Raw genomic sequence first — 25,005 nt, 5'->3', positions numbered from 1 at the left:
TGCTCCTTAAAAACCCAGGCTGGACAGCAAATCGTCGACGTCGTCCTGACCGGACACCACGTCTTCACGCTTATCGGCATGAATCTGCGGACCTTCACCCCGAGTTGGATGTTTTTCTTGATCTTTTTCAGCACGAAGCTGCTGGTGGTCATGTTCGATACCAGCAAACCGGTCGACCTGACTGGCCATCAGCACGAGCTTGAGCAGGTTGCTTTCCACTTCGGTCACCAGCGCCGTCACCCGCTTGATCACCTGGCCGGTCAGGTCCTGATAGTCCTGGGCCAGCAGAATGTCGTTCAGGTGGCCTGCGACTTTGCGGTTACCCTCGGTGCTATGCGTCAGGAAACTGTCGACGCGTTTGACCAGCTCTCGGAACTCAGGCGCGGCGACTTCGCGGCGCATGAAGCGCTGCCAATCCAGGCTCAGGCTCTGAGCCTCGCTGGCCAGGTCGTTGAGCACCGGGGTGCTCTCCTCCACCAGGTCCATGGTGCGGTTGGCCGCGCCCTCGGTCAGCTTGACGACATAGGACAGGCGCTCGGTGGCATCGGTAATCTGCGAAACTTCTTCGGCTTGCGGCATGCGCGGGTCGATCTGGAAGCTGACGATCGCGCTGTGCAGTTCACGCGTGAGCTTGCCGACCTCCTGATAAAGGCCACGATCGCGGGTCTGGTTGAGCTGATGGATCAGCTGCACCGCCTCGCCGAAACGGCCCCGTTCCAGGCTCTCGACCAATTCCTGGGCATGCTTCTTCAGGGTCGATTCGAACTCCCCCAAAGACGACTGTTTTGATTCCATGGCGCCCCCCCTGAGGTGTCTCAGCCGTTGACGCGTTCGAAGATCTTCTCGATCTTTTCTTTGAGCACCTGGGCGGTGAACGGCTTGACCACGTAACCATTTACGCCGGCCTGCGCCGCTTCGATGATCTGGTCGCGCTTGGCTTCAGCGGTCACCATCAGCACCGGCATGGTTTTCAGGCGGTCATGGGCCCGGACTTTGCGCAGCAGGTCGATGCCGGACATACCTGGCATGTTCCAGTCCGTCACCAGAAAGTCGTAATGGCCGCTTTCGAGCATCGGCAGCGCGGTGGTGCCGTCATCGGCTTCATCGGTGTTGGTGAAGCCCAGATCACGCAACAGGTTCTTGATGATCCGCCGCATCGTCGAGAAGTCGTCAACGATGAGGATTTTCATGTCTTTGTTCAAGTAGACCTCCAAGCAGTCTCAAACGCGCTCGGCCCCGAGCACGCGTATTCATCTAATTCGGTACAACGTGGAAACGACTGCAACGATACCTGGGCTCAACGCGCCCGCCATTCCCCCAGGCGGCTGCGCAGGCGCGCGGCGCATTGGCTGTGCAACTGGCTGACACGCGACTCGCTGACCCCCAGTACCTCGCCGATTTCCTTAAGGTTCAGCTCTTCGTCGTAGTACAGCGCCAACACCAGCCGCTCACGCTCCGGCAGGTTGGCGATCGCATCGGTCAAGGCAGCCTGGAAGCGCTCGTCTTCAAGGTCGCGCGACGGCTCGATCTGGCCACTGGCGCCGTCCTCGTGCAGCCCTTCATGCTCGCCGTCCTGCAACAGGTCGTCGAAGCTGAACAGTCGGCTTCCCAAGGTATCGTTCAAAATCCCGTAGTAATCATCGAGACTCAATTGGAGTTCGGCAGCAACTTCATGATCTTTAGCGTCACGGCCAGTTCTTGCTTCCACGGCACGCATCGCATCACTGACCATGCGCGTATTGCGGTGCACCGAACGGGGTGCCCAATCGCCCTTGCGGACCTCATCGAGCATCGCCCCGCGGATGCGAATACCCGCGTAGGTTTCGAAGCTCGCCCCCTTGCTGGCGTCGTACTTGTTCGCCACTTCCAGCAGCCCGATCATGCCGGCCTGGATCAGGTCCTCGACCTGGACGCTGGCAGGCAGCCTTGCCAGCAAGTGGTAGGCAATGCGCTTGACCAGTGGCGCGTAGCGCTCGACCAGTTCGAACTGGGCATCCTTGGACGCCTTGCTGTACATCTTGAAGCCGCTGGCATTCATAACACGGGCCCTGCACTGGTGGGCTGCACCAAACGCTCGACGAAGAACTCAAGGTGCCCGCGCGGGTTGGCTGGCAGCGGCCAGCTGTCGACCTTCTGCGCAATGGCTTTGAATGCCAGGGCGCACTTGGAGCGAGGGAAGGCCTCGTAAACCGCGCGTTGCTTCTGCACCGCCTTGCGCACGCTTTCGTCGTAAGGCACGGCACCCACGTATTGTAGGGCTACGTCAAGGAAGCGGTCGGTGACCTTGGTCAACTTGGCGAACAGGTTGCGCCCTTCCTGCGGGCTCTGCGCCATGTTGGCCAAAACCCGGAAGCGGTTCATGCCGTAGTCGCGATTGAGCAGCTTGATCAGTGCATAGGCGTCGGTGATCGAGGTCGGCTCGTCGCACACCACCAGCAGCACTTCCTGGGCGGCGCGGACGAAGCTGACTACCGAGTCACCAATCCCTGCAGCAGTGTCGATCACCAGCACATCGAGGTTGTCGCCAACCTCGCTGAAGGCCTGAATCAGCCCGGCATGCTGAGCCGGCGCCAGATGCACCATGCTCTGGGTGCCGGAGGCAGCCGGCACGATGCGCACACCGCCAGGCCCCTGCAAAATCACATCACGCAGCTCGCAGCGCCCTTCGATGACATCGGCCAGGGTGCGTTTCGGGGTGAGGCCCAGCAGCACGTCGACGTTGGCAAGGCCTAGGTCGGCGTCCAGCAGCATCACCCGGCGGCCGAGCTCGGCCAGCGCCAGAGACAGGTTCACTGAAACGTTAGTTTTGCCGACGCCACCTTTACCACCGGTGACGGCGATCACCTGTACGGGATGCATGCTACCCATGTTTATTGTTTACCTTGTTTCGCTTGGTCCCAAGCCACACGCGGGGCAGCACTTGAGCCCCCGAAATGTAGGTACTTTGCATACGTTTCATCCTCAACCCGCGCGCCGCGGATTGTGGTAGAGATCAGCGAACATGTCGGCCATAGCCTCCTCGCTGGGCTCGTCCTGCAACTGCACATTGACCGCGCGGGTCACCAACTGGTGGGGGCGCGGCAAGTGCAGATCGTCAGGAATACGCGGGCCGTCGGTTAAGTAGGCCACGGGCAGTTCATGACTGATGGCCAGGCTCAGCACGTCGCCGAGGCTCGCCGTTTCATCGAGTTTGGTCAGGATGCAGCCGGCCAGGCCGCAGCGTTTGTAGCTGTGGTAGGCAGCGGTGAGCACCTGCTTTTGACTGGTGGTGGCCAGTACCAGGTAGTTCCTGGCAGCAATGCCACGCCCAGCCAGGGTTTCCAACTGCATGCGCAGAGCGGGGTCGCTGGCCTGCAGGCCGGCGGTATCGATCAGCACCACACGCTTGCGCAACAGCGGCTCCAGCGCTGCGGCCAGTGACTGCCCCGGGTCGACGTAGGTGACCGGCACATTGAGGATGCGGCCCAACGTTTTAAGTTGTTCCTGAGCCCCGATGCGGAAACTGTCCATGCTCACCAGCGCCAGGCTCTGCGGGCCGTACTTGAGCACATAGCGCGCCGCCAGCTTGGCCAAGGTAGTGGTTTTACCCATGCCGGCCGGGCCGACCATGGCGATGACGCCACCCTCCTCGATCGGTTCGACCTGCGGCACGGCAATCATCCGCGCCAGGTGCGCCAGCAGCATGCGCCAGGCCTGGCGGGGCTCTTCGATCCCATTGGTCAGCTCGAGCAGCTCGCGGGCGATGGGGCCAGACAGGCCGATGCGTTGCAGGCGGCGCCAGAGGTTGGCCTGGGCCGGCTTGCTGCCCTGCAGCTGGTTCCAGGCCAGCGAACCGAGTTGCACTTCCAGCAGCTCGCGCAGCCCAGACAGCTCCGAACGCATGGCATCGAAAAGGCGCGGGTCGACTGCCGGCTGCGTTGCAGCCGGGGCTGGCGGCGGCACGTCGACGTGCGGCTCGATCAAAGGCTCGGCAGCGGTCAAGGACTGGCCGGCGAACAATTGGCGATTACCTTCGCTGGCCTCAGCGCGGTTATCCAGCTCTGCCTGGGCAGTGGCTATACGCGACTGAGTCTTGCGCAGCTCCTCTTCGAGCTCCGCATTGGGCACGCGCGGGGCCAGCGCGGACAACTTGTAGTCCAGCGCGGCGGTCAGCTCGACACCACCGGCGATGCGGCGGTTGCCAATGATGGCGGCATCGGAGCCCAGCTCATCACGAACCAGCTTCATGGCCTGACGCATATCGGCGGCGAAAAAACGCTTGACTTGCATAACCCACTACCTCAGCCGTTGGGGCCCACTGTGGCAACGATGGTAACTTGCTTGTTGTCCGGTATTTCCTGATACGCCAGAACATGCAAATTCGGTACAGCCAGGCGACCGAAACGCGACAGCATTGCCCGGATCGGGCCAGCGACCAGAAGGATGGCCGGTTGGCCTTGCATCTCCTGGCGCTGGCAGGCTTCGATCAGCGAGCGCTGCAGCTTTTCGGCCATGCTTGGCTCAAGAAGTACACCGTCTTCCTGACCTTGCCCGGCCCTTTGCAAACTATTGAGCAAGATCTGTTCCAACCTTGGCTCAAGCGTGATGACAGGCAGCTCGGACTCAACGCCAACAATGCTTTGCACGATGGCGCGACACAATCCGACGCGCACTGCCGCAACTAGCGCGGCGGTATCTTGACTCTTGTTCGCGTTGTTGGCGATGGCCTCGGCAATGCTGCGTATGTCACGTACCGGCACCTGCTCGGATAACAGCGCCTGCAGGACCTTGAGCAGCCCCGACAAGGAAATGACACCGGGCACCAGTTCCTCTGCAAGTTTAGGCGATGCTTTGGACAATACCTGCAACAGTTGCTGGACCTCTTCGTGGCCGATCAACTCATGGCAGTGCTTCTGCAGAATCTGGTTGAGGTGGGTTGCCACCACGGTACTGGCGTCGACCACGGTATAGCCCAGTGATTGCGCCTGGGCACGCTGGCCGATATCGATCCACACGGCCTCCAGGCCAAATGCCGGGTCCCGCGCGGCGATGCCATTGAGGCTACCGAACACCTGGCCTGGGTTAATGGCGAGCTCGCGGTCTGGGTAGATTTCGGCTTCGGCCAGAATCACGCCCATAAGCGTCAAACGGTAGGCGCTGGGCTGCAGGTCGAGGTTGTCGCGAATATGCACGGTAGGCATCAGAAACCCCAGGTCCTGGGAAAGCTTCTTGCGCACCCCCTTGATCCGCGCCAGCAACTGCCCACCTTGGTTGCGGTCTACCAGCGGAATCAGGCGATAGCCCACTTCCAGGCCGATCATATCGATCGGTGTAACGTCGTCCCAGCCCAATTCCTTGGTGTCCAGCGCGCGCTGCGGTGAGGGCAGCAGGTCCTGTTGCCGCTGGGCCTCTTTCTGCGCCTCAAGCTTGGCCTTCTGCTGCTTCTTCCAAACCAGGTATGCCCCACCGCCGGCCAGCAGGCCGAGGCTGAGGAAGGCGATATGCGGCATGCCGGGCACCAGGCCCATGATGATCATCAGCGCGGCGGACACCCCCAACGCCTTGGGCGAATCGAACATCTGCCGATTGATCAGCTTACCCATGTCTTCGGAGCCCGAGGCACGGGTGACCATGATCGCAGCGGCAGTGGACAACAGCAGTGATGGCAATTGCGCCACCAAACCGTCACCGATGGTCAGCAAGGCGTAGACCTTGCCAGCATCGCTGAACGACATGTTGTGTTGCAGCATGCCGATCAGCATGCCGCCTAGCAGGTTGATGAAGAGGATCAGCAAGCCGGCAATCGCGTCGCCGCGCACGAATTTGCTGGCACCGTCCATCGAACCGTAGAACTCGGCTTCCTGAGCCACCTCGGAGCGTCGTGCCTTGGCTTGGGCCTGGTCGATCAAGCCGGCGTTGAGGTCGGCATCGATGGCCATCTGCTTGCCGGGCATGGCGTCCAGGGTGAAGCGCGCGCTCACTTCGGAAATACGGCCGGCACCCTTGGTCACCACTACGAAGTTGATGATCATGAGGATGGCGAACACCACGGCACCGACCACATAGTTGCCGCCGATGACCACCTCACCGAATGCCTGGATGACTTTACCCGCGGCGCCATGGCCCTCCTGGCCATGGAGCATCACCACCCGGGTGGATGCCACGTTCAACGCCAGGCGCAATAGCGTCGCGACCAGCAGAATGGTGGGGAAGGCGGCAAAATCCAGCGGGCGCAGTGCGTACACGCAGACCAGCAACACCACGATCGACAGCGCGATGTTGAAGGTGAAGAACACGTCGAGCAGGAACGGCGGTATCGGCAACATCATCATTGCCAACATCACCAGCAGCAGCAACGGCACACCCAGGTTGCCCCGGCCGAGCCCGGCCAGGTTGTTGCGGGCATTGCTGATTAACTGAGTGCGATCCACCGCGAGTCCTCTTGATGCAAAACTTTGACGCCCAGGGAGCGCTTGGGCGTGGCTTTGCAAGAAGCTTTCCAACTTTGGTGGCCTTCAGGGATTTGAAGCCTCAGGGGCAGAGCGTGGCCCCTGCCGTAACCGAACTTATGTCAGCTGTCACGCCGCAAATCCTGAGGAATCGGCAGGTCTTCTTTGAGCGGCTCCGGCCGCTTGCCCTTGCCTGCCCGGTACTGTCGGATCTGGAACACATAGGCGAGCACTTGCGCCACCGCCAGGTACAGCCCTGCCGGAATCTCGCCCTCTACCTCGGTGGAGTAGTAGATGGCCCGCGCAAGGGCCGGCGATTCGAGAATCTGGATCTTGTGCTCAGCGCCGATTTCACGAATTTTCAAGGCGATGAAGTCAGTACCCTTGGCCACCAGCAACGGCGCCACCCCACCCTTCTGCGGGTCATACTGCAAGGCCACGGCGTAATGGGTGGGGTTGGTGATGATCACGTCGGCCTCGGGCACGGCAGCCATCATGCGGCGCTGCGACACTTCACGCTGCAATTGACGGATGCGCTGCTTGACCTCCGGCTTGCCCTCGCTGTCCTTGTATTCGTCCTTGACCTCTTGTTTGGTCATCTTCAGCTTCTTCTGCGTTTGCCACAGCTGGTACGGCACGTCTGCCGCGGCAATCAGCAGCAAGCCGGCGGCCATCCACAAGGCGCTCCAGCCCACCACCTGGACGCTATGGATGATCGCCTGCTCCAGAGGCTCGTTAGCGATGGCCAGCAGTGCCTGACGGTCGTTGCTCAAAACCACCAGTGCCACCGCCAGAATGACCAAAAACTTGGCCATGGCCTTGAGCAGTTCGGTGAGTGAGTTCAGCGAAAACATCCGCTTGATCCCTGACAATGGGTTCATGCGGCTGAATTTAGGCTGTAAAAGACTGCCCGAGAAAATGAACCCGCCCAGGGCGATGGGCGACACGAAGGCAATCACGAACAGCAACATCAGAATCGGCTGCACTGCCCAGATCGCCATCTTTCCCGAAGCCAGCAGGAACATGCCCATCGAGCGCTCGTCGGTCAGCACCTCGCGGCTCAGGGAGAAGTTCATCTGCATCAACGTCATCAACGTCTGCGCCAGGTTGCCACCGAAGGCCAGCAGCGCACCGGCACCGGCAAGTGTCGAGGCGACGGTATTGAGCTCCTTGGAACGGGCGATCTCACCTTTTTCGCGCGCGTCGCGCTTACGTTTGTCGGTGGGGTCTTCCGTCTTGTCCTGACCGCTCTCGCTTTCAGCCATGCTCAGGGCGCCCTCGCCATCTCACGCAGCCATTGCAACGCTTCACTGGCCAAGGCCTGATAGTGCGAAAGCACATCGGCCAAACCGATCCAGAAGATACCCATGCCCAACACCAGGGTCAGCGGAAAACCGATGGAAAATATGTTCAGCTGAGGTGCCGCACGGGTCATTACGCCGAAAGCGATGTTCACCACCAAGAGCGCGGTGATCGCCGGCAGGATCAACAGCAAGCCGGCCCCGAACACCCACCCCAGGCGGCCTGCCATTTCCCAGAAATGACTGACCACCAGCGCCTGACCGACCGGCAAGGTCGTGAAGCTCTCGGTCAACACCTCGAACACCACCAGGTGCCCATTCATCAGCAGGAACAACACACTGACCAGCATGGTCATGAACTGGCTCACCACTGCCACGTTCACGCCGTTGGCCGGGTCGACCATCGAGGCGAAGGCCATGCCCATCTGCACGGCGATGATCTGCCCGGCGATCACGAATGCCTGGAACAGCAGCTGCAAGGAAAAGCCGAACAGTGCCCCGACGATGATCTGCTCACCGCAAAGCAGCAGGCCGCGCAAGCTCAATGGGTCGAACGTGGGCAGCGGCGGCAGTGCCGGTACGATCACCACGGTAATGGCCACGGCCACATACAGGCGGATGCGTGCCGGCAGCATGCGCGTGCCGAAGATCGGCATGGTCATCAGCACAGCGGTCACCCGGAACAGCGGCAGCAGAAAGGTGGCGACCCAGGTGCCAATCTGCGCATCGGTCAGTTCCAGCATGGCTGCCTCAACCGATCAACTGCGGGATGCTGGTGTACAGGCCGGTGATGTACTCCATGAACTTCTGCACCAGCCACGGGCCTGCAACGATCAGCGTCACTAGCATCACCAGCAGGCGCGGCAGAAAGCTCAAGGTCTGTTCGTTGATCTGCGTGGCAGCCTGGAACATCGCCACGATCAAGCCGATCAGCAAGCTCGGCACCACCAGCACGGCGACCATCAAAGTGGTCAGCCATAGCGCATCACGAAACAGGTCGACAGCTACTTCAGGTGTCATGCGGGGCTCCCCTTGGCGGCGTCAAATGCCACCGAAACTGCCGGCCAATGTGCCCATGATCAGCGCCCAGCCATCGACCAGGACGAACAGCATGATCTTGAACGGCAGCGAGATGATCAATGGCGACAACATCATCATACCCATGGCCATCAGCACACTGGCCACCACCATGTCGATGATCAGGAATGGGATGAAGATCATGAAGCCGATCTGGAACGCGGTTTTCAGCTCCGACGTGACGAATGCCGGCACCAGTATCGTCAGCGGCACTTGATCGGGGCCGGCGATATCGGTGCGCTTGGACAGGCGCATGAACAGGTCCAAATCACTCTGCCGGGTCTGAGCCAGCATGAAGTCTTTCAGTGGCCCCTGGCCCTTCTCGATTGCCTGCTGAGCAGTCATCTGCTCGTTCAGGTAGGGCTGCAGAGCATCCTGGTTCACCCGGTCGAACACGGGCGCCATGATGAACAGCGTGAGAAACAGCGCCATGCCGGTCAGCACCTGGTTAGAAGGTGTCTGCTGCAAGCCCAGGGCCTGACGCAGAATCGAGAAGACGATGATGATACGGGTGAAGCTGGTCATCAGAATGACGAACGCCGGGATGAAACTCAGCGCCGTCATGATCAGCAGAATCTGCAGGCTGACCGAATACTCCTGCTGCCCGTCTGCGGTGTTTGACAGGGTTATGGCCGGGATCGACAACGGGTCGGCGGCCAAGGCCAGTGGGGCTGCCAACAGCAGCGCAATGGGCAACAAAGTGCCGAACGATGTTTTCAACAGCAGGCGCAAGGCGCGGGTCATCACTGCTTGTCCTTCTGATCCTTGCCCATCAGCTCCATCAGGCGCTGGGCGAACTCCGGTGTCGCCTGACGGGCGCTGGCGGGTACGTCGACCGGTTCGGCCAACACGTGCAAGGCCTCGATACTGCCTGGGCTATGGCCGATGAGAATCTGCTCCTTGCCGACCTGCACCAGCAACAGCCGATCACGCGGGCCGATGGCACGACTGCCGATCACCTCGATCACCTGCCCACCCTTAGGCGCTGCGCCCTGCATGCGGCGCAGCAGCCAGGCCAGGAAGAAGATCAACCCCACTACCAGCAACAGCCCGAATACCATTTGCGCCAGTTGCCCACCCAAACTGCCGGGCGCAGCGGCTGGCGTTGCCACCGGGCTGGCAGAAGGCGTTGCCGCGGCGATGGCCACTTCGCTGGCCAGCAGCGCGGCTGATGCCATCACGGCCCGCATCGTGCTCTTCACTCAGCGCAGCTTCTTGATACGTTCGCTGGGGCTGATCACATCGGTCAGGCGGATGCCGAACTTCTCGTTGACCACCACCACTTCGCCATGGGCGATCAGTGTGCCGTTGACCAATACATCGAGCGGTTCACCTGCCAGGCGGTCGAGCTCGATCACCGAGCCCTGGTTGAGCTGCAGCAGGTTGCGGATATTGATTTCGGTGCTGCCCACTTCCATGGAAATGTTCACTGGAATGTCCAGGATCACATCCAGGTTCGGCCCTTCGAGGCTGACGTTTTCGTTGGGCCGCGGCGAGCTGGCGAATTCTTCCATGGGCAAGCGGCCGGCACCCGGTTTGCCGCTGTCGGCAGCGAGCAGCGCATCGATGTCGGCCTGCCCGGCATCACCGGTTTCTTCCAGGGCTGCGGCCCACTCGTCGGCCAAGGCCTGGTCTTGCTGGGAAGTGATCTCGTTTTCGTTAGCCATGATGTCCTCGACAGGCATTCAATTCGGAAAGAGCGACCGGCACGCCGTTAGCGGCGTTCGATCGGGTCGATGATCTGCAGGGCCAGGTTGCCTTTATGCGAACCCAGGCGCGCCTTGAACGACGGCACACCGTTGGCGCGCAACACCAGGTGCTCGGGCAGCTCCACCGGGATCACGTCACCGGCTTGCATGTGCAGGATGTCGCGCAGCTTCAGCTGACGGCGCGCAACCGTGGCGGTCAGCGGCACGGAGACGTCCAACACGTCCTCACGCAATGCTTTGACCCAGCGCTCGTCCTGGTCGTCGAGGTCGGACTGGAAGCCTGCATCGAGCATTTCCCGCACGGGCTCGATCATCGAATACGGCATGGTCACGTGCAGGTCGCCGCCGCCGCCGTCCAGTTCGATATGGAAGGTCGAGACCACCACCGCCTCGCTTGGGCCAACGATATTGGCCATGGCCGGGTTGACCTCGGAGTTCATGTACTCGAAATTGACCGGCATGATCGCCTGCCAGGCTTCCTTGAGGTCGACGAAGCACTGGTCCAGTACCATGCGCACCACCCGCAGTTCAGTGGGGGTGAATTCACGGCCTTCGATCTTGGCATGCCTGCCGTCACCGCCGAAGAAATTGTCCACCAGCTTGAACACCAGCTTGGCGTCGAGAATGAACAGCGCGGTGCCGCGCAGCGGCTTGATCTTGACCAGGTTCAGGCTGGTCGGCACGTACAGCGAGTGCACGTACTCGCCGAACTTCATCACCTGCACCCCGCCGACCGCCACATCCGCTGAGCGGCGCAGCAGGTTGAACATACTGATGCGGGTATAGCGGGCGAAGCGCTCGTTGATCATCTCAAGGGTCGGCATGCGACCACGCACGATCCGATCCTGGCTGGTCAGGTCATAGCTCTTGATGCTGCCAGGCTCGGAAACGCTCTCGGTCTGTACCAGCCCATCGTCGACGCCGTGCAACAGGGCGTCGATCTCATCCTGGGACAGCAGGTCCTGTACGGCCATTGCGGACTCCTACTGCAATACGAAATTGGTGAACAGCAACTGGTCGATCACCGGCTTGCCGACTTCTTTCTGCGCCACTTCCTGGACCACTGCGGTGGCTTTCTGACGCAGCATCTCCTGGCCCACCGAACTGGCGGACAACGTGTCGAAACCTTGACCGGAGAACATCATCACCAGGTTGTTGCGGATCACCGGCATATGCACGCTGAGCGCATCCAGATCGGCCTGATTACGGCCTTGCAGGGTGATGCTCAGCTGCATGTAGCGCTGACGGCCGTTCTGATTGAAGTTGACCACGAAGGCCGGAGCCAAGGGCACGTAGATCGCGGGAGCCTTGACGTTGGAAGCAGCCGCTTCGGCGGCCGGGGCCGGTTCACTTTTGTGCATGATGAACCAGGTGGCCCCCACCGACAGGCCGACCGCCAGCAGCAGCGCCAGTACCAGCAGCAGGATCAACTTGAGTTTGCCTTTTGCGGCGGGGTCTTTCACTGCTTCGCTCTTCGCCATGCCAATAATCCGTCGTCCATCGGGGTTTCAAAGGAGGATGACGTGGCTTGAGCAAGTGTTATGCCAGATCTATAACCAAGTGCTTTACGGTGATGGCGATTTCACCGATAAACCCGCTGACACTGAGCCAGCACATGCTTTAGGTGATGGCTAACCTGTGCGGGGGTTTACCCAAGAGGAAGCCTGAGCCGGCAATAGTCTGCTTAGGCGTAGTAGTCCACAGCGCTGTCACCAATGACCACCTGTTGCTCGACCGGCCGGCCCGTTTCACCAAGCTCGCCCTGCTCGCCCCCACCAACTTGGGCACGGCGTGCGGCCACCCCCGAAAGTTGCGAGGCATCTTGCTGCGCCTGCTGCTGTTGCTGGCGCGACTGATCGGCCACATTGACGTCTGGCTGCGCCAACCCCTGCTGGGCGAACAGCTCGCGCAAACGGTGCACCTGGCTATCCAAAGCATCTCGCACACCGGCATGGCCGCTGACGAAGGTGATCTGGGTGGATTGGTCAGTCGCAACGTTCACGCGGATATCCAGCCGACCCAACTCGGCGGGCTCCAGCTGGATGTCCGCCGACTTGAGGTTTTGGCTCGACAAGTACATTACCCGGTTGACCAAACCTTCAGCCCAGGCGCTCTGGTTCATTTGCAGTGGCTGATGCAACGGATTGGCACTTGCCGGCAGCGCATTGGCAGCCTTGGCTGTCACGGCCTGGGTCAGATTGGCGAGGCGGTTGGCGAAGTCATCGACCCGAGTATCGCTACTGGCGGTTTTGGTGTCTTTGAGCCCATCCTCGAGCAGGGCGCCAAAAGCCTTGTCGCCAGTTTCGGATTTACCGGCTTGCTCTTCGATGTTGTCGACCAAGGTCGCCAATGGATTGACGCCGGCCTGAGTCTCCTGACCCTGTGCTCTGGCTCCATCGCTAGCATGCGCCGATGAGGTGCCTTTGGCCTGTGCATTTTGTTCAAGGGCAAGGCGCAGCCCTGGCAGATTAGCCAGCGGGTCGGCATCCGGGTCAAAGGCCTCTGTTTCGGCTTGCTCCGGCAACGGCTCGGCGATGTCAGCCGCTGGCGCTTGGTTGGCGGCCTGCAACATGGGCGCTACGGTTTCGGCTTGAGCCTGCAGCAATTGTGCGCCAGGTTGGGCATCGGTTACCTGGCCCGCGACCAGATTGGCATCGAGCGACCCTGAGTCATTGGCGGGCGCAGGATCAGCAGCGGCTTGGGCCGCATCGTCAGCCGGCAACTTATTGCCGTCATCGGCAATTGCTGGCTTGTCGGCAGCCTGCGGCTTGCCATCTTTTGCGAAGTCGGGCTTGTCCTTGGGGCCGGCCTGCACAGCCTTGTCTTTACGCAAAGACACAGGCTCGTGGCTTTGCCGGGCCATGACCTGATCGAACCCGCCACCTGGCTCACCCACCGGCTGCAGGGCTTTGTCTGCCCGAGGGGCACCAGCACCTGTAGGCTTGCTTGGGGTGTTGGTTTGCAGCAAAGGGTTGGGTGCGACAGGCATGAAACGGTCTCCGCGCCAGAAACTGGACTATTGTCTGGCTACAGATAGGCAAAAGTCGCGCCAACTACAGTTGGCTGGCTGAAACCCGTTCACGCTCCGCGCGATAGAAGTGTTGCACTTCGAGGTATTCGAGATCGATCCGATTGATCAGGTCTTCGATACCATACAAAGGGCGCACCTTAACCCGCTCCTCCAGTTGTTGGCACAAGTCGGCCAGGCCCACCGCGCCCATGTTGCTACTGCTGCCTTTGAAGCTATGCGCAGCCATGCCCAGCTCGTCGGCACTCTTGGCCTCGTGCAGCTGGCTGAGACGCCGCTCGGAGTCTTCCAGAAAGGTTTCCAGCAACTGCAAGTAGCCATCTTCCATGACCTCTTGCAAATCGCTGAGTACTTTGTGGTCAATATGCATGTCAGTCACTTGTTCACTCCCTGATCAAGCCAGATTATGCCTGAGCCGTGCGGCGGCTCTCCAGCCGCTTCACCACTCGAAATGGACGCAGGCACAGCGGCCACCGTCGCTCCATTTAGCGTTCCTGCCCAGGCGCTGCACCAGTTTCAGCCCGCGTCCGCTCAGTTGCTGATCCGCTTCTGGGCGCGACAATTCACCGCACACATCAAACCCTGCACCACTGTCCCGCACCTCGATGGTCAGACGCCCACCTGCGCCTAGCGGTTCAACTTTAAGTTCGATGCGCACAAACCCGTGCGTCAGCTCGGCCAAGCGCCGGGCACGCTCTTGATAGTAGTCGGCGAAGCCTTGCACATCACGTTTCAACCGCGAGTCGAGCTCTAGCACACCGTGCTCCAGGGCATTGGAGTACAGCTCACTGAGCACGCTGTGCAAGGCACCGGTGCTGGGCCGTAGACCGTGAATCTCCTGCAACAACTGCACCAGGTAGGGTACCGGGTTGAACCGTTTGAGGCTCTCGCCGCGCAGTTCGAAGCCGAGCGACCAGTCCAGCGGACTGGAACGGCCACTGTCGGAGTACAAGGTCGGCGCTGGCACTCGGTCTTGCGCCGTGAACATGGCAATGTCGCACAGGCTGATGTCATCCCGGGGGCGCCCGCCGAACTGCTCCAGCGCCTGCATCACCTCGTTGAACAGCTGGGCCGGAACGCGGTTGGCGGCCAGCACATCACGCAGGCGCTCGACGCCGAAAAGCCGGTCGTGCTCATCGGCGGTATCGACCACACCGTCGGAGAGCAGCAATAGCCGCTCCCCTGCAGCAAGCGGTAGCACTTCGGTGCTATCGTCAAAGCGCTCAGGCGGCAAAATGCCCAGCGGCAAGTGCCGCGAGGCCATCGCCCCAAGCAACGCGCCATCGGCCGACAGCCGGTAACCATCGGGCATGCCGCCATTCCATACCTCGACCGCGCCGCGCTGCACGCTCATCCTGAGCAACAGCGCACAGCAGAACATGTCGACCGGCAAAATGCGCTTGAGCTTGGCATTCATCTCCCGCAGCATCTGCGCCAGGCCGTAGCCCTTGGCGGTCATGCCGTAGAACACTTCAGCCAGTGGCATTGCCCCGACAGCGGCGGGCAACCCATGGCCGGTGAAATCGCCGAGCAGCACGTGCATGTCACCGGCTGGGGTGAACGCGGCCAGCAGCAGGTCACCATTGAACAAAGCATAGGGCGACTGTAGGTAACGGATGTTCGGCGCGGTGATGCAGCCGGAGTGTGCGACCTTGTCGAAAACTGCCTTGGCCACCCGCTGCTCGTTGAGCAGGTGATGATGGTGGCGAGCGATCTGGTCGCGCTGCTCCAGAACTGTGGCCTGCAGGCGGCGCAGGCGGTCCATCGCGCGGATCTTGGCGCCCAGAATCACTGCGCTGTAGGGCTTGGCCATGAAGTCGTCACCGCCGGCCTCCAGGCATCGCACCAGGGCGTCCTCCTCGCTGAGGGAGGTCAGGAAGATGATCGGCACCAACGCTTCGCCCGCCAGTGCCTTGATCTGCCGCGCGGCCTCAAAACCGTCCATCACCGGCATGAGAGCATCGAGCAGCACCAGCTGCGGGCGCTGCTGGGCAAACAGCGCGACGGCTTGTTCACCATTTTCCGCGGTGAATACCTGGTGGCCCTGGCGACGGACAATCTGTGCCAGCAGCAGACGATCGACTGCTCCATCCTCTGCCACCAGCACGGTCAACGCCTGTTCGGCCGGCATCTGGGCACTCAACTGATATCGAACAATTTTTCGAAATTGGAGATGGCCAGGATCTTGCGAACATCGGAACTGGCATGCACCACACGCACGTCCGAATCGTCACCGCCGGCGTGGTCGCGCAGCAACAGCAGCATGCCCAGCGCAGAGCTGTCCAAGTAGGTAGCATCCTTGAGGTCTACCACCACAGAGTCGGGCTTTTGCGGTTGACGTTCGTAGGCATCACGAAATTCTTGATGCTTGCCGAAGTCGAAACGGCCCTTGACCTTGATCGTGAGTTTTTTGCCGTCCTGCGAAAAATCAGTCTCGACTGCCATGCTAGCGATTCCTTCGATGATGGCGAATGCAACTCTTCAAGGTTTAGCAGGCCAACGCAGGGGTAGCAAGCTAGCCTGCAGCGGCTTGTTCGCGGGTCCACCCGCCTCACTCGGATGTGAGCTCAAACCTGTGGTAGAGGTTTAAGCCGCGAGGAGGACGGCACTTCGCTAATAGCGCGACGCGCGGCCCAGGCTACAAATGACCTTGCCTGGGCAACCGCTGCGACAACTCATCCAGCAACCGCTGCTCGCGCTTGTCTTCGGCGCGGCGAGCCTCGTCCATGTAGCGCTGCACCAGCTTGCGCAGGCCCTCGACCCGAGCGTAGGCCTGCTGCCAGGTGCCTCGGGCGTTTTTGAGGTTGTTTTCGTGCCAGATCAGGCTCTGGCGCTGCTGGGTCATGGCAGTTTCCAGCTGGGCCAGAAAGCGCTGGTAGTTGAGCAGCCAGCTACCGTTCACACCCTGCCCGCCGCGGTCGATCCACTGCGCTTGATAGCCTTCGCGGAACGACTCCAGCTCAGCCAGTTTGGCCTGGGCCTGTACCACCTGCTGCTGGAAGTGCCCCACGCGCTGAGCAGCTTTGCGTTCGGCCTCTTCGGCCATGTCGACCACAGGGGCCAGGCGGGCAGCGCGTCCGGGCAGGCTCATGGCTCATCAGCCCTTGGCCGGAGGCGTGAAGATCGCCGCCAGCTCGCTGCGGCTTTGCTGCATGCCGACATTTTCATCCAGCCCCTGGCGCAGGAAGTCGACCAGCCGAGGCTGCAAAGCAATTGCCAGGTCGGTTTCCGGATCGCCACCGGCGACGTAGGCACCCACGCTGATCAGGTCGCGGCTTTGCGATAGCCGTGACCACAGCTGCTTGAACTTCTGCGCCTGGCGCAGGTGGTCGGCATCCACCACCTGGGGCATGACCCGGCTGATCGAGGCTTCGATGTCGATTGCCGGATAATGGCCTTCCTCGGCCAGCCGCCGGGACAACACAAAGTGACCGTCGAGCACACCCCGAGCCGAGTCGGCAATAGGGTCCTGCTGGTCATCCCCTTCGGAAAGCACGGTGTAGAACGCGGTGATCGACCCGCCACCGGGCTCACCATTACCGGCGCGCTCCACCAGTTTGGGCAGTTTGGCGAACACCGATGGAGGGTAGCCACGGGTAGCCGGGGGCTCGCCGATAGCCAACGCGATTTCGCGCTGAGCTTGGGCGAAACGGGTCAATGAGTCCATCAGCAGCAAGACGTTCTTGCCTTTATCACGGAAATATTCGGCAATCCGGGTGCAGTACATGGCTGCACGCAGACGCATCAGCGGTGCGTCGTCAGCGGGCGAGGCGACTACCACCGACCGCTTGAGCCCTTCCTCGCCGAGGATGTGCTCGATGAACTCTTTGACTTCCCGGCCCCTCTCGCCGATCAGCCCGACCACGATGATGTCCGCCTCGGTGAAGCGAGTCATCATGCCCAGCAACACTGATTTGCCCACACCGGTACCGGCGAACAGGCCCAGGCGCTGGCCACGGCCGACGGTCAGCAGGCCATTGATACTGCGAATGCCCACATCCAGCGGCTGACTGATTGGGTCACGATTAAGCGGGTTGATGATCGGCCCATCCATCGGCACCCAGTCTTCTGCGCGCATGCCACCCTTGCCATCGAGGGCGCGCCCGGCGCCGTCGAGCACGCGGCCAAGCATGCTCATGCCCATGGGCAAACGACCACTGTCGTCCAGTGGTACCACCCGCGCCCCTGGCGCGATGCCGGCAATGCTGCCCACCGGCATGAGGAATACCTTGTTGCCAGCAAAGCCCATCACCTCGGCCTCGACCTGCACCGGGTGGTAGCTGTCGTCGTTGATGACCAGGCAGCGCCCACCTACCGCCGCACGCAGGCCTTCGGCTTCAAGGGTCAGGCCGACCATGCGCAGCAGGCGGCCTTCGACCACCGGCTGCACCGGCAGCGTGATCGCGTCGGCGTAGCCGCCCAGGCGCTTGGCGAAGCTGGTGCGGTCAAGGCGCATCGTTGCTGTCCAACTCAACCGAAAGGTCCGCAGCCGCCGGGTGCAGCGCCTGATCGTGCAACTGATCGAACAGCTGCGCTACAGCTTTGTCGATACGTGTTTCCATGGTCGCATCGATGCGGCTGTGCAGCGTTTCGATCCGGCAACCGCCGGGCAACAAGGCTTCGTCCTCAAGCAGCTTCCAGCGCTCCTCATGACGCTCGCGCAGGGCCAGCGCTTGCTCGAAATCCTGTGGGTTGAGGTGAATGCGAATATTGTCGGCGCCCATCGGCAGCAGCTTCAGCGCTTCACGCAGCACACGGGTGATTTGGCTTGAGTCGCTGCGCAGTTCGCGGCCGATGACCTGGCGCGCCATGTGCGCGACCAGGTGTACCAGGCTGCGTTCGATCTGCGTGTCCTGTTCGGCGATCGGCTCCATCAGGTGCTGCATCAACTGCTCCAGGCTCGCCAGCTTGGCGCTGAGCGCTTCTTCGGCTTCCTGGCGCACTTTCAGTTGGGTGCTGTGAAAGCCCTCGCGCTCCCCGGTGGCGAAGCCCTCGTTGTAGGCTTCCTGGCGGATTGCTTCGAGCTCTTCCAGGGTCAGAGGCTGAACTTCCTCCAGCGGCACTTCCTCGACTTCTTCCTCGAGCACTTGCGGCTCAGGTTCAGGCTCAGGCTGCGGGTCGAAGCTGGGCAGCGCCCAGACGTCCACGCCCTCTAGGTCGCGGGCGCGGATCAGATCGCTAGGGTGGGATTCTTTGCTGGGCATGCTGTGTTGTTCTCAAAACCCTGTTCAGCCGAGGCCAACGCTTGTCAGCGCGGATGTATCAGCCAATGCGTCGGCAGCGACAATCGCGATATCCCGCACCGAGGCTTGGCGGGTGAACCCGCTCCCACAACGGGCAGCCAGTGGGGAGCAAGCGGTGGCCTTAAATCATTTCCTCGGCACCTTTGCCACCGAGCACGATCTCGCCGGCCTCGGCCATGCGACGGGCGATGGTGAGGATTTCCTTCTGCGCCGTCTCCACATCGCTGACCCGCACCGGGCCCTTGGCTTCGAGGTCGTCGCGCAGAAGCTCCGAGGCACGCTTGGACATGTTCTTGAAGATCTTGTCCTTTACCCGCTCGTCCGCGCCTTTGAGCGACACCACCAGCACGTCGGACGATACTTCACGCAGCAGCGCCTGGATACCACGGTCGTCTACGTCGGCCAGGTTGTTGAAGACGAACATCAAGTCTTCGATCTGCTCCGACAGGTCATTGTCGATCTCGCGGATCGAATCCATCAGCGCGCCTTCCACGGAGCTGTCGAGGAAGTTCATGATATCGGCGGCACGCTTGATACCACCCAAGGTGGTGCGCGCGGCATTGGAGTTGCCCGAGAACTGCTTCTCGAGGATCTGGTTCAGCTCCTTCAGGGCCGCAGGCTGCACGGTATTGAGCGAAGAGACACGCAGGATAATGTCCAGGCGCACTTTGTGGTCGAAGTTGCTCAGCACTTCACCGGCCTGGTCGGGGTCCAGGTATGCGACCACGATGGCCTGAATCTGCGGGTGCTCGTAGCGGATCACGTCGGCCACGGCCCGGGGCTCCATCCACTTGAGGCTGTCCAGGCCACTGGTATTGCCACCTAGCAGGATGCGATCGATCAGGCCGTTGGCCTTGTCCTCGCCAAGCGCCTGATTGAGCATCTTGCGGATATAGCCATCGGAGCCCACGCCCAGGCTGGTCTGGTCGCCGACGATTTCGACGAACTCGCTCATCACCTGCTCGACCTGCTCGCGGTGCACATTGCCCATTTGCGCCATGGCCACACCGACCCGTTGCACTTCTTTGGGGCCCATGTGCCGCAGCACTTGCGCAGCATCGGTTTCACCGAGCGACAGCAGCAGGATCGCGGCTTTGTCGACACGGCTCAGCTTGGCGGTAATGGCTCGATTGTCACTCATCGGCGTTGATCCACTCTTTCACGACCTGGGCCACGCGGCCTGGGTCTTCGGCCACCAGGCCTTTGATTGCGTTGAGCTGTGCTTCGTAGCCCTCGCTGGGGCTCGGCAACAGAATGCTTGACGGGCCACCGAGGCTGACACGGTCGTTGGCCAACTCGCCATCCAGACCGATCATCCCGCCCAGTTCCGTGTCGTTGTCCGCAGCAGCTTGCTTGCCGCCACCTGTGATGTTGTTGAGCACCGGACGCAGCACGCCGAACACCAGCACCAGGATGAACAGCACGCCGAGCACTTGCTTGACGATGTCCCAGAACCACGGCTGCTGATAGAACGCGATATCGGCGATCTCTTCACCACGGTCGGCGGCGAAGGGCACGTTCATTACCGTCACGCTGTCACCACGGCTGGCGTCGAAGCCTACCGCGTCCTGCACCAGGCGGGTGAAGCGCGCCAAGTCTTCGGCACCCCATGGGGCGCGGGTGGTTTGCCCATTGGCATCGACTTTGACCTGGTCATCGACCACCACTGCCACCGACAGCCGAGTCAGGCGACCCTGCTGTTGGCGCGTGTGGCTGATCGAGCGATCGAGTTCGAAGTTCTTGGTGGTCTGCTCGCGCTTGTCGGAAGGATACGGCGCCAGCATTGGCTGCCCGGTGGCCGGGTCCATGATCTGCTGACCGTTGGCATCGACCAGCGGCTGACCAGGCTGGATGGCTCCGGCCGCACCTGCCGCAGCGCCGGTGGTCTGCGGCGCGGAAGCAGGGCCTGGCGGCTGATTGCTCAGCGCACCTGGTACACCCTGCGGGCCCTGACTGCTGGCGCGCTGCTCGTTGACCGCCTGCTCGCTGCGCAGCGCCGGCTGGTCGGGGTTGAACTGCTCGGAGGTGGACTCGACCGCGCTGAAGTCCAGGTCGGCCGACACCTCGGCCTTGTAGCGGTCATTGCCCAGCACCGGTTGCAGGATGTTGTGCACACGCTGGGTCAGCATACCTTCCATGCGGCGGCTGTAATCGTATTGCTTGCCAGCCATGGTCAGGGCTGTGTCCTGCAACTGCTCGGATAACAGGTTGCCACGCTGGTCAACCACCGTGACTTGCGATTTGTCCAACTCAGGCACGCTGGTGGCGACCAGGTTGACGATGGCCATGACCTGGCCTGCTTCCAGCGAACGGCCAGGGTAGAGCTCTACCAGCACAGAAGCGCTGGGCTTGCGCTCGTCGCGCACGAACACCGAACTCTTTGGGATGGCCAGGTGCACGCGCGCGGCCTTCACATTGTTCAGGCTCGAAACGGTACGCGCCAACTCGCCTTCCAAGCTGCGGCGATAGCGGGTGGCCTCCATGAATTGGCTGGTGCCCAGGCCTTGTTCTTTGTCGAGCAACTCGAAGCCGACATTGCCATCGCTCGGCGCCACGCCTGCCGCTGCCAGCTTCAGGCGCGCACGGGAGAGGTCGTCGGCCTTGACCAGCAACGCACCGGAGTTGGGCTCGACACGGTAGGGAATATCTGCAGAGGCCAGGGTATCCATGACCTGTTTGGTATCCATGCCGGCCAGGCTGCCATACAGCGGCCGGTAGTCAGGCTGCTGCGACCAGAGCACCACGGCAAAGCCGATCGCCACGCTCGCCGCCAAGCCGACCAGCAGGCCGACCTGACGCAGCATGGGCATCTGCGAGATGTTTTCCAGAAACGCCATGTTCAACAGTGGCGGTTTGGAACCTGACGCGCCGCTCTTGGCAGGTGCGTTATCGACGACTGCATCAGCCATGACTTACTTCCGCCCTCAAACCGGCATCTGCATGATGTCTTGGTACGCCTGAACCAGCTTGTTGCGCACCTGGGTCAAGGCCTGCATGGACACGCTGGCCTTCTGCGAGGCGATCATCACGTCAGTGAGGTCCACACCGCTCTTGCCGATTTCAAAGGCGTTGGCCAGCTGGTTCGATGCCTGCTGGGTCTGATTGACCTTGCCGATGGCCTGGCCGAGCATATCGGCAAAGGTGCTCTGGCCAGGCGCCAGCTCGGCGGCGGCGGTGGCTTTAGGCAGCGACATGGCATCGGCCTGCATGGCCCGCATGTCCAGCATCAGACGGTTGAATTCAACACCTTGGCTCATGAACTTCTCTCTCCGGCGGCCGCATTTTTTTGACAGTCATGCGGCGGATAGCCCTGAACTAGCAACACGTGTGCCAGCCCGCAGCGCCAACTCTTAAATGAATGTTTCAGCCGAACAGGCTGGCCTCCACATCGAGCCCGGCTTCACGCATCTGCGCGAGCTTGTAGCGCAGGGTACGCGGGCTGATGCCGAGTTTGTCGGCTGCCTCCTTGCGCCGCCCACGCTCGGCGCGCAGGGTATCGATGATTTTCTGAAACTCATGGCGACGCATGTCGTCGCCCAGGCCTGCGGACTCGACAAGCCCTTCAGCAGGCAGTGGCGGTGCAGCAGCCTGGCCCAGCGCCGACAATGGAATGGCGCCCGCCAGACAAAAATCCGCCGCCTCAATGACGCCGCCCTGCTGCAGAATTAACGCCCTCTGCAGCGCGTTGTCCAGTTCTCGCACATTACCCGGCCACGTGTGCGCCAGCAGGCAATCACGCGCCTGGACAGACAAGCGTACTGGCGCATGCTGCATCTTCGCAGCGTGCCGCGCCAGCAAGCGCTCTGCCAGCGGCAGAATATCGCCACGGCGCTCGCGCAACGGTTGCCACGCCAGTGGGAACACCGACAGCCGGTAGTAAAGGTCCTCGCGAAAACGCCCTGCTGCCACTTCGCTCGCCATATCCCGGTTGCTGGTAGCCAAAACGCGGATATTCAGCGCGATGGGCTTGCGCCCCCCTACCCGTTCCACTTCGCGCTCCTGCAGTACACGTAATAGTTTGGCCTGCAAGCCAAGGGGCATTTCGGAGATCTCGTCGAGCAGCAAGGTACCGCCTTCGGCCTGTTCGAACTTGCCAGCCTGGGCCGCGATTGCCCCGGTGAAGGCGCCTTTCTCGTGACCAAACAGCGTGGCCTCGAGCATGTTGTCCGGAATGGCCGCGCAGTTTATCGCCACGAATGGCTGCGCTGCACGTGGCGACTGCTGATGGATGTAACGGGCAAGCACTTCCTTGCCGGTACCTGACTCACCACATATCAGCACGGTCGAATCGCTGCGAGCTACCCGTGCTGCCAGCTCCAACAGCTGCAGGCTGGCGGGTTCGCACGCTACCGGCCCCTCATCGTCGGCCACCGTCAAACGCCCGGCGGCGTGGCGTTCGACCAGGCTCAGCAAGGCCTGTGGCTCGAACGGCTTGACCAGATAATCCACGGCCCCTTGGCGCATGGCCTCCACGGCCCGCTCCACAGCGGCGTGGGCGGTCATCAGCAACACTGGTAATTGAGGATGATGACGGCGCAGCTGCACCAGCAATTGATGGCCGTCCATACCCGGCATGTTCACGTCACTGACCACTAGGCTGTAAACCTCACCGGCCACCGCCTCCAGCGCCTGCTCGGCGCTGCCCACTGCATCGAATGCGAAGCCACCGATTTCCAGGGTATCGCCCAGGGCCTGGCGCAATACGCGGTCATCCTCGACCAGCAGCACCTTGATCGCCATTACATAACCTCCGTTGCCTGCCCGTCGATCAACGGCAATTCAACCTTCACACAGGTGCCACGCCCAACCTTGGAGCGCAGGTGCAATGAACCTTGATGGGCACGCACAACGGCCTTGACCACCGCCAGCCCAAGCCCGGTTCCGGTGGCCTTGGTGGTCAGGAATGGCTCGCCCAAGCGCCCCAGCAGCTCGGCATCGATGCCACTGCCGGCATCGCTGATGCTCAAATGCAAGGTGCGCTCGCGGCGGAACAGGTGCACCTTGAGCCGCGCCGGATTGTCACTGGCTTGTAGTGCGTTTTCGATCAGATTGAGCAAAGCGCCCACCAGGGTGTCGCGGTTGCACAGCAACTCCCCCAGGTGGCTATCGCACTGCCAGCGCACGGCATGCCCTTGCACATGAGGCTGAGCCGCCTGCTGCAGGGCCTGGAACAGAGCCTTGGGGGTCAACCGATCCACCAGTGGCAGTTCACCACGGGCAAACACCAGCATGTCGCGCACCTGGTGTTCCAATTCGTGCAGCCGCTCCTTGAGGCTGCCAGCAAAGCGCTGGCGGGTTTCTGGCGCGAGCTCGCGCTCGCCATCGGCCAGGTGGCTGGCATAGAGCATGGCCGCCGACAGCGGCGTGCGAATCTGGTGCGCCAGCGAAGCAACCATACGCCCCAGGGAAGACAGGCGCTCGTGCCGGGCCAGTTGGTCTTGCAGGCGGCGGGTTTCAGTGAGGTCGTTGAGCAACACCAGTTGGCCCGGCTCGGCGTCCAGCGAGCGGGTGGCGATAGACAGGCGGCGGCCATCGCGCAGCGAGACCTCGTGGCCATCGTCCTTGCGCGGGGCGAAGCTGCGCGCAATCACCTGGCGCCACAACTGGCCGACCACAGGCTCACCGAGCATTTGGCAGGCCGCCGGGTTGGCCTCTCGCACTCTGCCTTGGTCATCGATCACAATCACCCCACCTGGCAGCAGGTCGAGCAGATTTTGCAGGCGGTTGGCCAGGCGCTCCTTTTCGTTCAGCTCGGCTATGCGCTGTGCACCGACCACCGCCAACTCGCCTTTGAGCTCACTGACCCGGGCTTCGAGCATGCCGTAAGACTGGTTGAGCTGGCTGGATACCTGATTGAACAGGGCAAATGCCTGCTCAAGGCCTTGTCGACTCTCCTGCTCGACCGGGGTACTCGACTGCTGATCGGGGGCTCGGGAAAAGTGGGCGGCCTGGGGCATCTTGCTCTCTCGCGTGGCTGACCGTCATAAAAACGGTGTGATGCCAGGGTTGTAGCAATAGCCGTGCCGGGGACGGGGGAATGCTCGGGGGTGAATCGTGCGAGGGTGAATCGTTCGAGGACTGTGGTGTGGCGTAGATCGAGCGCCGCCCGCGCGGCGCATCGCGAGCTGCGCTCGCTCCTACGTTTGTTTCGGGCCAATTGATCCTGCGGGATTTGCGCGCGGACGCCTTGGTGCATGGCGCGAGATAGCGTCGTATGAA

At 61.7% G+C, this 25,005-nt stretch carries 26 protein-coding genes; all 26 read right to left on the bottom strand.

The window, feature by feature from the left end; translation table 11 throughout:
- Positions 1-6: 6 nt before the first annotated feature.
- The 26 genes from J5M56_RS16375 to J5M56_RS16250 all read right to left on the bottom strand — a co-directional run bounded on the left by J5M56_RS16375 (position 7) and on the right by J5M56_RS16250 (position 24,743).
- The gene (locus J5M56_RS16375) at positions 7-795 is read right to left on the bottom strand and encodes a protein phosphatase CheZ (protein WP_060476903.1); all 789 of its coding nucleotides are present in this window, start codon (positions 793-795) and stop codon (positions 7-9) included.
- 20 nt (positions 796-815) lie between these two features.
- On the bottom strand, positions 816-1,190 hold the full coding sequence (locus J5M56_RS16370) for a chemotaxis response regulator CheY (RefSeq protein WP_103446503.1): 375 nt from the start codon (positions 1,188-1,190) through the stop codon (positions 816-818).
- A gap of 107 nt (positions 1,191-1,297) precedes the next feature.
- On the bottom strand, positions 1,298-2,038 hold the full coding sequence (gene fliA / locus J5M56_RS16365; RefSeq protein ID WP_060476904.1) for an RNA polymerase sigma factor FliA: 741 nt from the start codon (positions 2,036-2,038) through the stop codon (positions 1,298-1,300).
- Entirely contained in the window at positions 2,035-2,868 is an 834-nt protein-coding gene (fleN, locus tag J5M56_RS16360) for a flagellar synthesis regulator FleN (RefSeq protein ID WP_060476905.1), read from the bottom strand. Before fleN ends, fliA begins: the two co-directional genes overlap by 4 nt.
- Positions 2,869-2,961: 93 nt before the next feature.
- Complete coding sequence (gene flhF, locus J5M56_RS16355) at positions 2,962-4,269, bottom strand: flagellar biosynthesis protein FlhF (RefSeq protein WP_060476906.1); 1,308 nt, start codon at positions 4,267-4,269, stop codon at positions 2,962-2,964.
- Positions 4,270-4,280: 11 nt separating this feature from the next.
- Entirely contained in the window at positions 4,281-6,410 is a 2,130-nt protein-coding gene (gene flhA, locus J5M56_RS16350) for a flagellar biosynthesis protein FlhA (protein WP_060476907.1), read from the bottom strand.
- Between the two features lie 140 nt (positions 6,411-6,550).
- Positions 6,551-7,693, bottom strand: coding sequence for a flagellar biosynthesis protein FlhB (gene flhB, locus J5M56_RS16345; RefSeq protein WP_186478500.1), 1,143 nt, complete (start codon positions 7,691-7,693; stop codon positions 6,551-6,553).
- Positions 7,694-7,695: 2 nt separating this feature from the next.
- The gene (gene fliR, locus J5M56_RS16340; RefSeq protein WP_207937304.1) at positions 7,696-8,472 is read right to left on the bottom strand and encodes a flagellar biosynthetic protein FliR; all 777 of its coding nucleotides are present in this window, start codon (positions 8,470-8,472) and stop codon (positions 7,696-7,698) included.
- Between the two features lie 7 nt (positions 8,473-8,479).
- Positions 8,480-8,749, bottom strand: a complete 270-nt coding sequence (gene fliQ, locus J5M56_RS16335) for a flagellar biosynthesis protein FliQ (protein WP_186478502.1) — start codon at positions 8,747-8,749, stop codon at positions 8,480-8,482.
- A 21-nt stretch (positions 8,750-8,770) separates the two neighbouring features.
- The gene (gene fliP, locus J5M56_RS16330; protein ID WP_060476910.1) at positions 8,771-9,550 is read right to left on the bottom strand and encodes a flagellar type III secretion system pore protein FliP; all 780 of its coding nucleotides are present in this window, start codon (positions 9,548-9,550) and stop codon (positions 8,771-8,773) included.
- Entirely contained in the window at positions 9,550-9,996 is a 447-nt protein-coding gene (gene fliO, locus J5M56_RS16325) for a flagellar biosynthetic protein FliO (RefSeq protein ID WP_207937338.1), read from the bottom strand. The genes fliP and fliO overlap by 1 nt, the downstream gene beginning before the upstream one ends.
- 12 nt (positions 9,997-10,008) lie before the next feature.
- Entirely contained in the window at positions 10,009-10,473 is a 465-nt protein-coding gene (gene fliN / locus J5M56_RS16320) for a flagellar motor switch protein FliN (protein ID WP_060476912.1), read from the bottom strand.
- A gap of 47 nt (positions 10,474-10,520) precedes the next feature.
- On the bottom strand, positions 10,521-11,489 hold the full coding sequence (gene fliM / locus J5M56_RS16315) for a flagellar motor switch protein FliM (protein ID WP_060476913.1): 969 nt from the start codon (positions 11,487-11,489) through the stop codon (positions 10,521-10,523).
- A 9-nt stretch (positions 11,490-11,498) separates the two neighbouring features.
- Positions 11,499-11,996 carry a flagellar basal body-associated protein FliL gene (gene fliL, locus J5M56_RS16310; protein ID WP_186478503.1) on the bottom strand — a complete coding sequence of 166 codons (498 nt, stop codon included), beginning with the start codon at positions 11,994-11,996 and terminating at the stop codon, positions 11,499-11,501.
- A gap of 203 nt (positions 11,997-12,199) precedes the next feature.
- Positions 12,200-13,504 (bottom strand): flagellar hook-length control protein FliK, encoded by a 1,305-nt coding sequence (locus tag J5M56_RS16305; RefSeq protein WP_207937303.1) that lies wholly within the window; start codon positions 13,502-13,504, stop codon positions 12,200-12,202.
- Between the two features lie 64 nt (positions 13,505-13,568).
- Complete coding sequence (locus J5M56_RS16300; protein ID WP_060476916.1) at positions 13,569-13,922, bottom strand: Hpt domain-containing protein; 354 nt, start codon at positions 13,920-13,922, stop codon at positions 13,569-13,571.
- A gap of 60 nt (positions 13,923-13,982) precedes the next feature.
- Positions 13,983-15,674 carry a fused response regulator/phosphatase gene (locus J5M56_RS16295; RefSeq protein ID WP_207937302.1) on the bottom strand — a complete coding sequence of 564 codons (1,692 nt, stop codon included), beginning with the start codon at positions 15,672-15,674 and terminating at the stop codon, positions 13,983-13,985.
- An 8-nt stretch (positions 15,675-15,682) separates the two neighbouring features.
- Positions 15,683-15,988: an STAS domain-containing protein gene (locus tag J5M56_RS16290; protein ID WP_060476918.1), complete on the bottom strand. Its 306-nt coding sequence runs from the start codon at positions 15,986-15,988 to the stop codon at positions 15,683-15,685.
- A 193-nt stretch (positions 15,989-16,181) separates the two neighbouring features.
- On the bottom strand, positions 16,182-16,634 hold the full coding sequence (gene fliJ, locus J5M56_RS16285; RefSeq protein ID WP_186478506.1) for a flagellar export protein FliJ: 453 nt from the start codon (positions 16,632-16,634) through the stop codon (positions 16,182-16,184).
- A gap of 6 nt (positions 16,635-16,640) precedes the next feature.
- On the bottom strand, positions 16,641-17,999 hold the full coding sequence (gene fliI, locus J5M56_RS16280; protein ID WP_207937301.1) for a flagellar protein export ATPase FliI: 1,359 nt from the start codon (positions 17,997-17,999) through the stop codon (positions 16,641-16,643).
- The gene (fliH, locus tag J5M56_RS16275) at positions 17,989-18,747 is read right to left on the bottom strand and encodes a flagellar assembly protein FliH (RefSeq protein WP_186478508.1); all 759 of its coding nucleotides are present in this window, start codon (positions 18,745-18,747) and stop codon (positions 17,989-17,991) included. The genes fliI and fliH overlap by 11 nt, the downstream gene beginning before the upstream one ends.
- Before the next feature lie 160 nt (positions 18,748-18,907).
- Complete coding sequence (gene fliG / locus J5M56_RS16270) at positions 18,908-19,927, bottom strand: flagellar motor switch protein FliG (protein WP_027921181.1); 1,020 nt, start codon at positions 19,925-19,927, stop codon at positions 18,908-18,910.
- Positions 19,920-21,695 carry a flagellar basal-body MS-ring/collar protein FliF gene (gene fliF, locus J5M56_RS16265; protein ID WP_207937300.1) on the bottom strand — a complete coding sequence of 592 codons (1,776 nt, stop codon included), beginning with the start codon at positions 21,693-21,695 and terminating at the stop codon, positions 19,920-19,922. Before fliF ends, fliG begins: the two co-directional genes overlap by 8 nt.
- 15 nt (positions 21,696-21,710) lie before the next feature.
- Entirely contained in the window at positions 21,711-22,043 is a 333-nt protein-coding gene (gene fliE, locus J5M56_RS16260; RefSeq protein WP_060476924.1) for a flagellar hook-basal body complex protein FliE, read from the bottom strand.
- Between the two features lie 106 nt (positions 22,044-22,149).
- Entirely contained in the window at positions 22,150-23,526 is a 1,377-nt protein-coding gene (locus tag J5M56_RS16255; protein ID WP_207937299.1) for a sigma-54 dependent transcriptional regulator, read from the bottom strand.
- A complete protein-coding gene (locus J5M56_RS16250; protein WP_207937298.1) occupies positions 23,526-24,743 on the bottom strand; it encodes an ATP-binding protein in 1,218 nt (405 codons plus the stop codon). Before J5M56_RS16250 ends, J5M56_RS16255 begins: the two co-directional genes overlap by 1 nt.
- Between the last annotated feature and the right edge of the window lie 262 nt (positions 24,744-25,005).

The organism is Pseudomonas sp. 51_B, assembly GCF_017491595.1.
Taxonomy (GTDB): Bacteria; Pseudomonadota; Gammaproteobacteria; order Pseudomonadales; family Pseudomonadaceae; genus Aquipseudomonas; species Aquipseudomonas promysalinigenes.
This window is presented reverse-complemented; position numbering and strand designations above follow the sequence as displayed.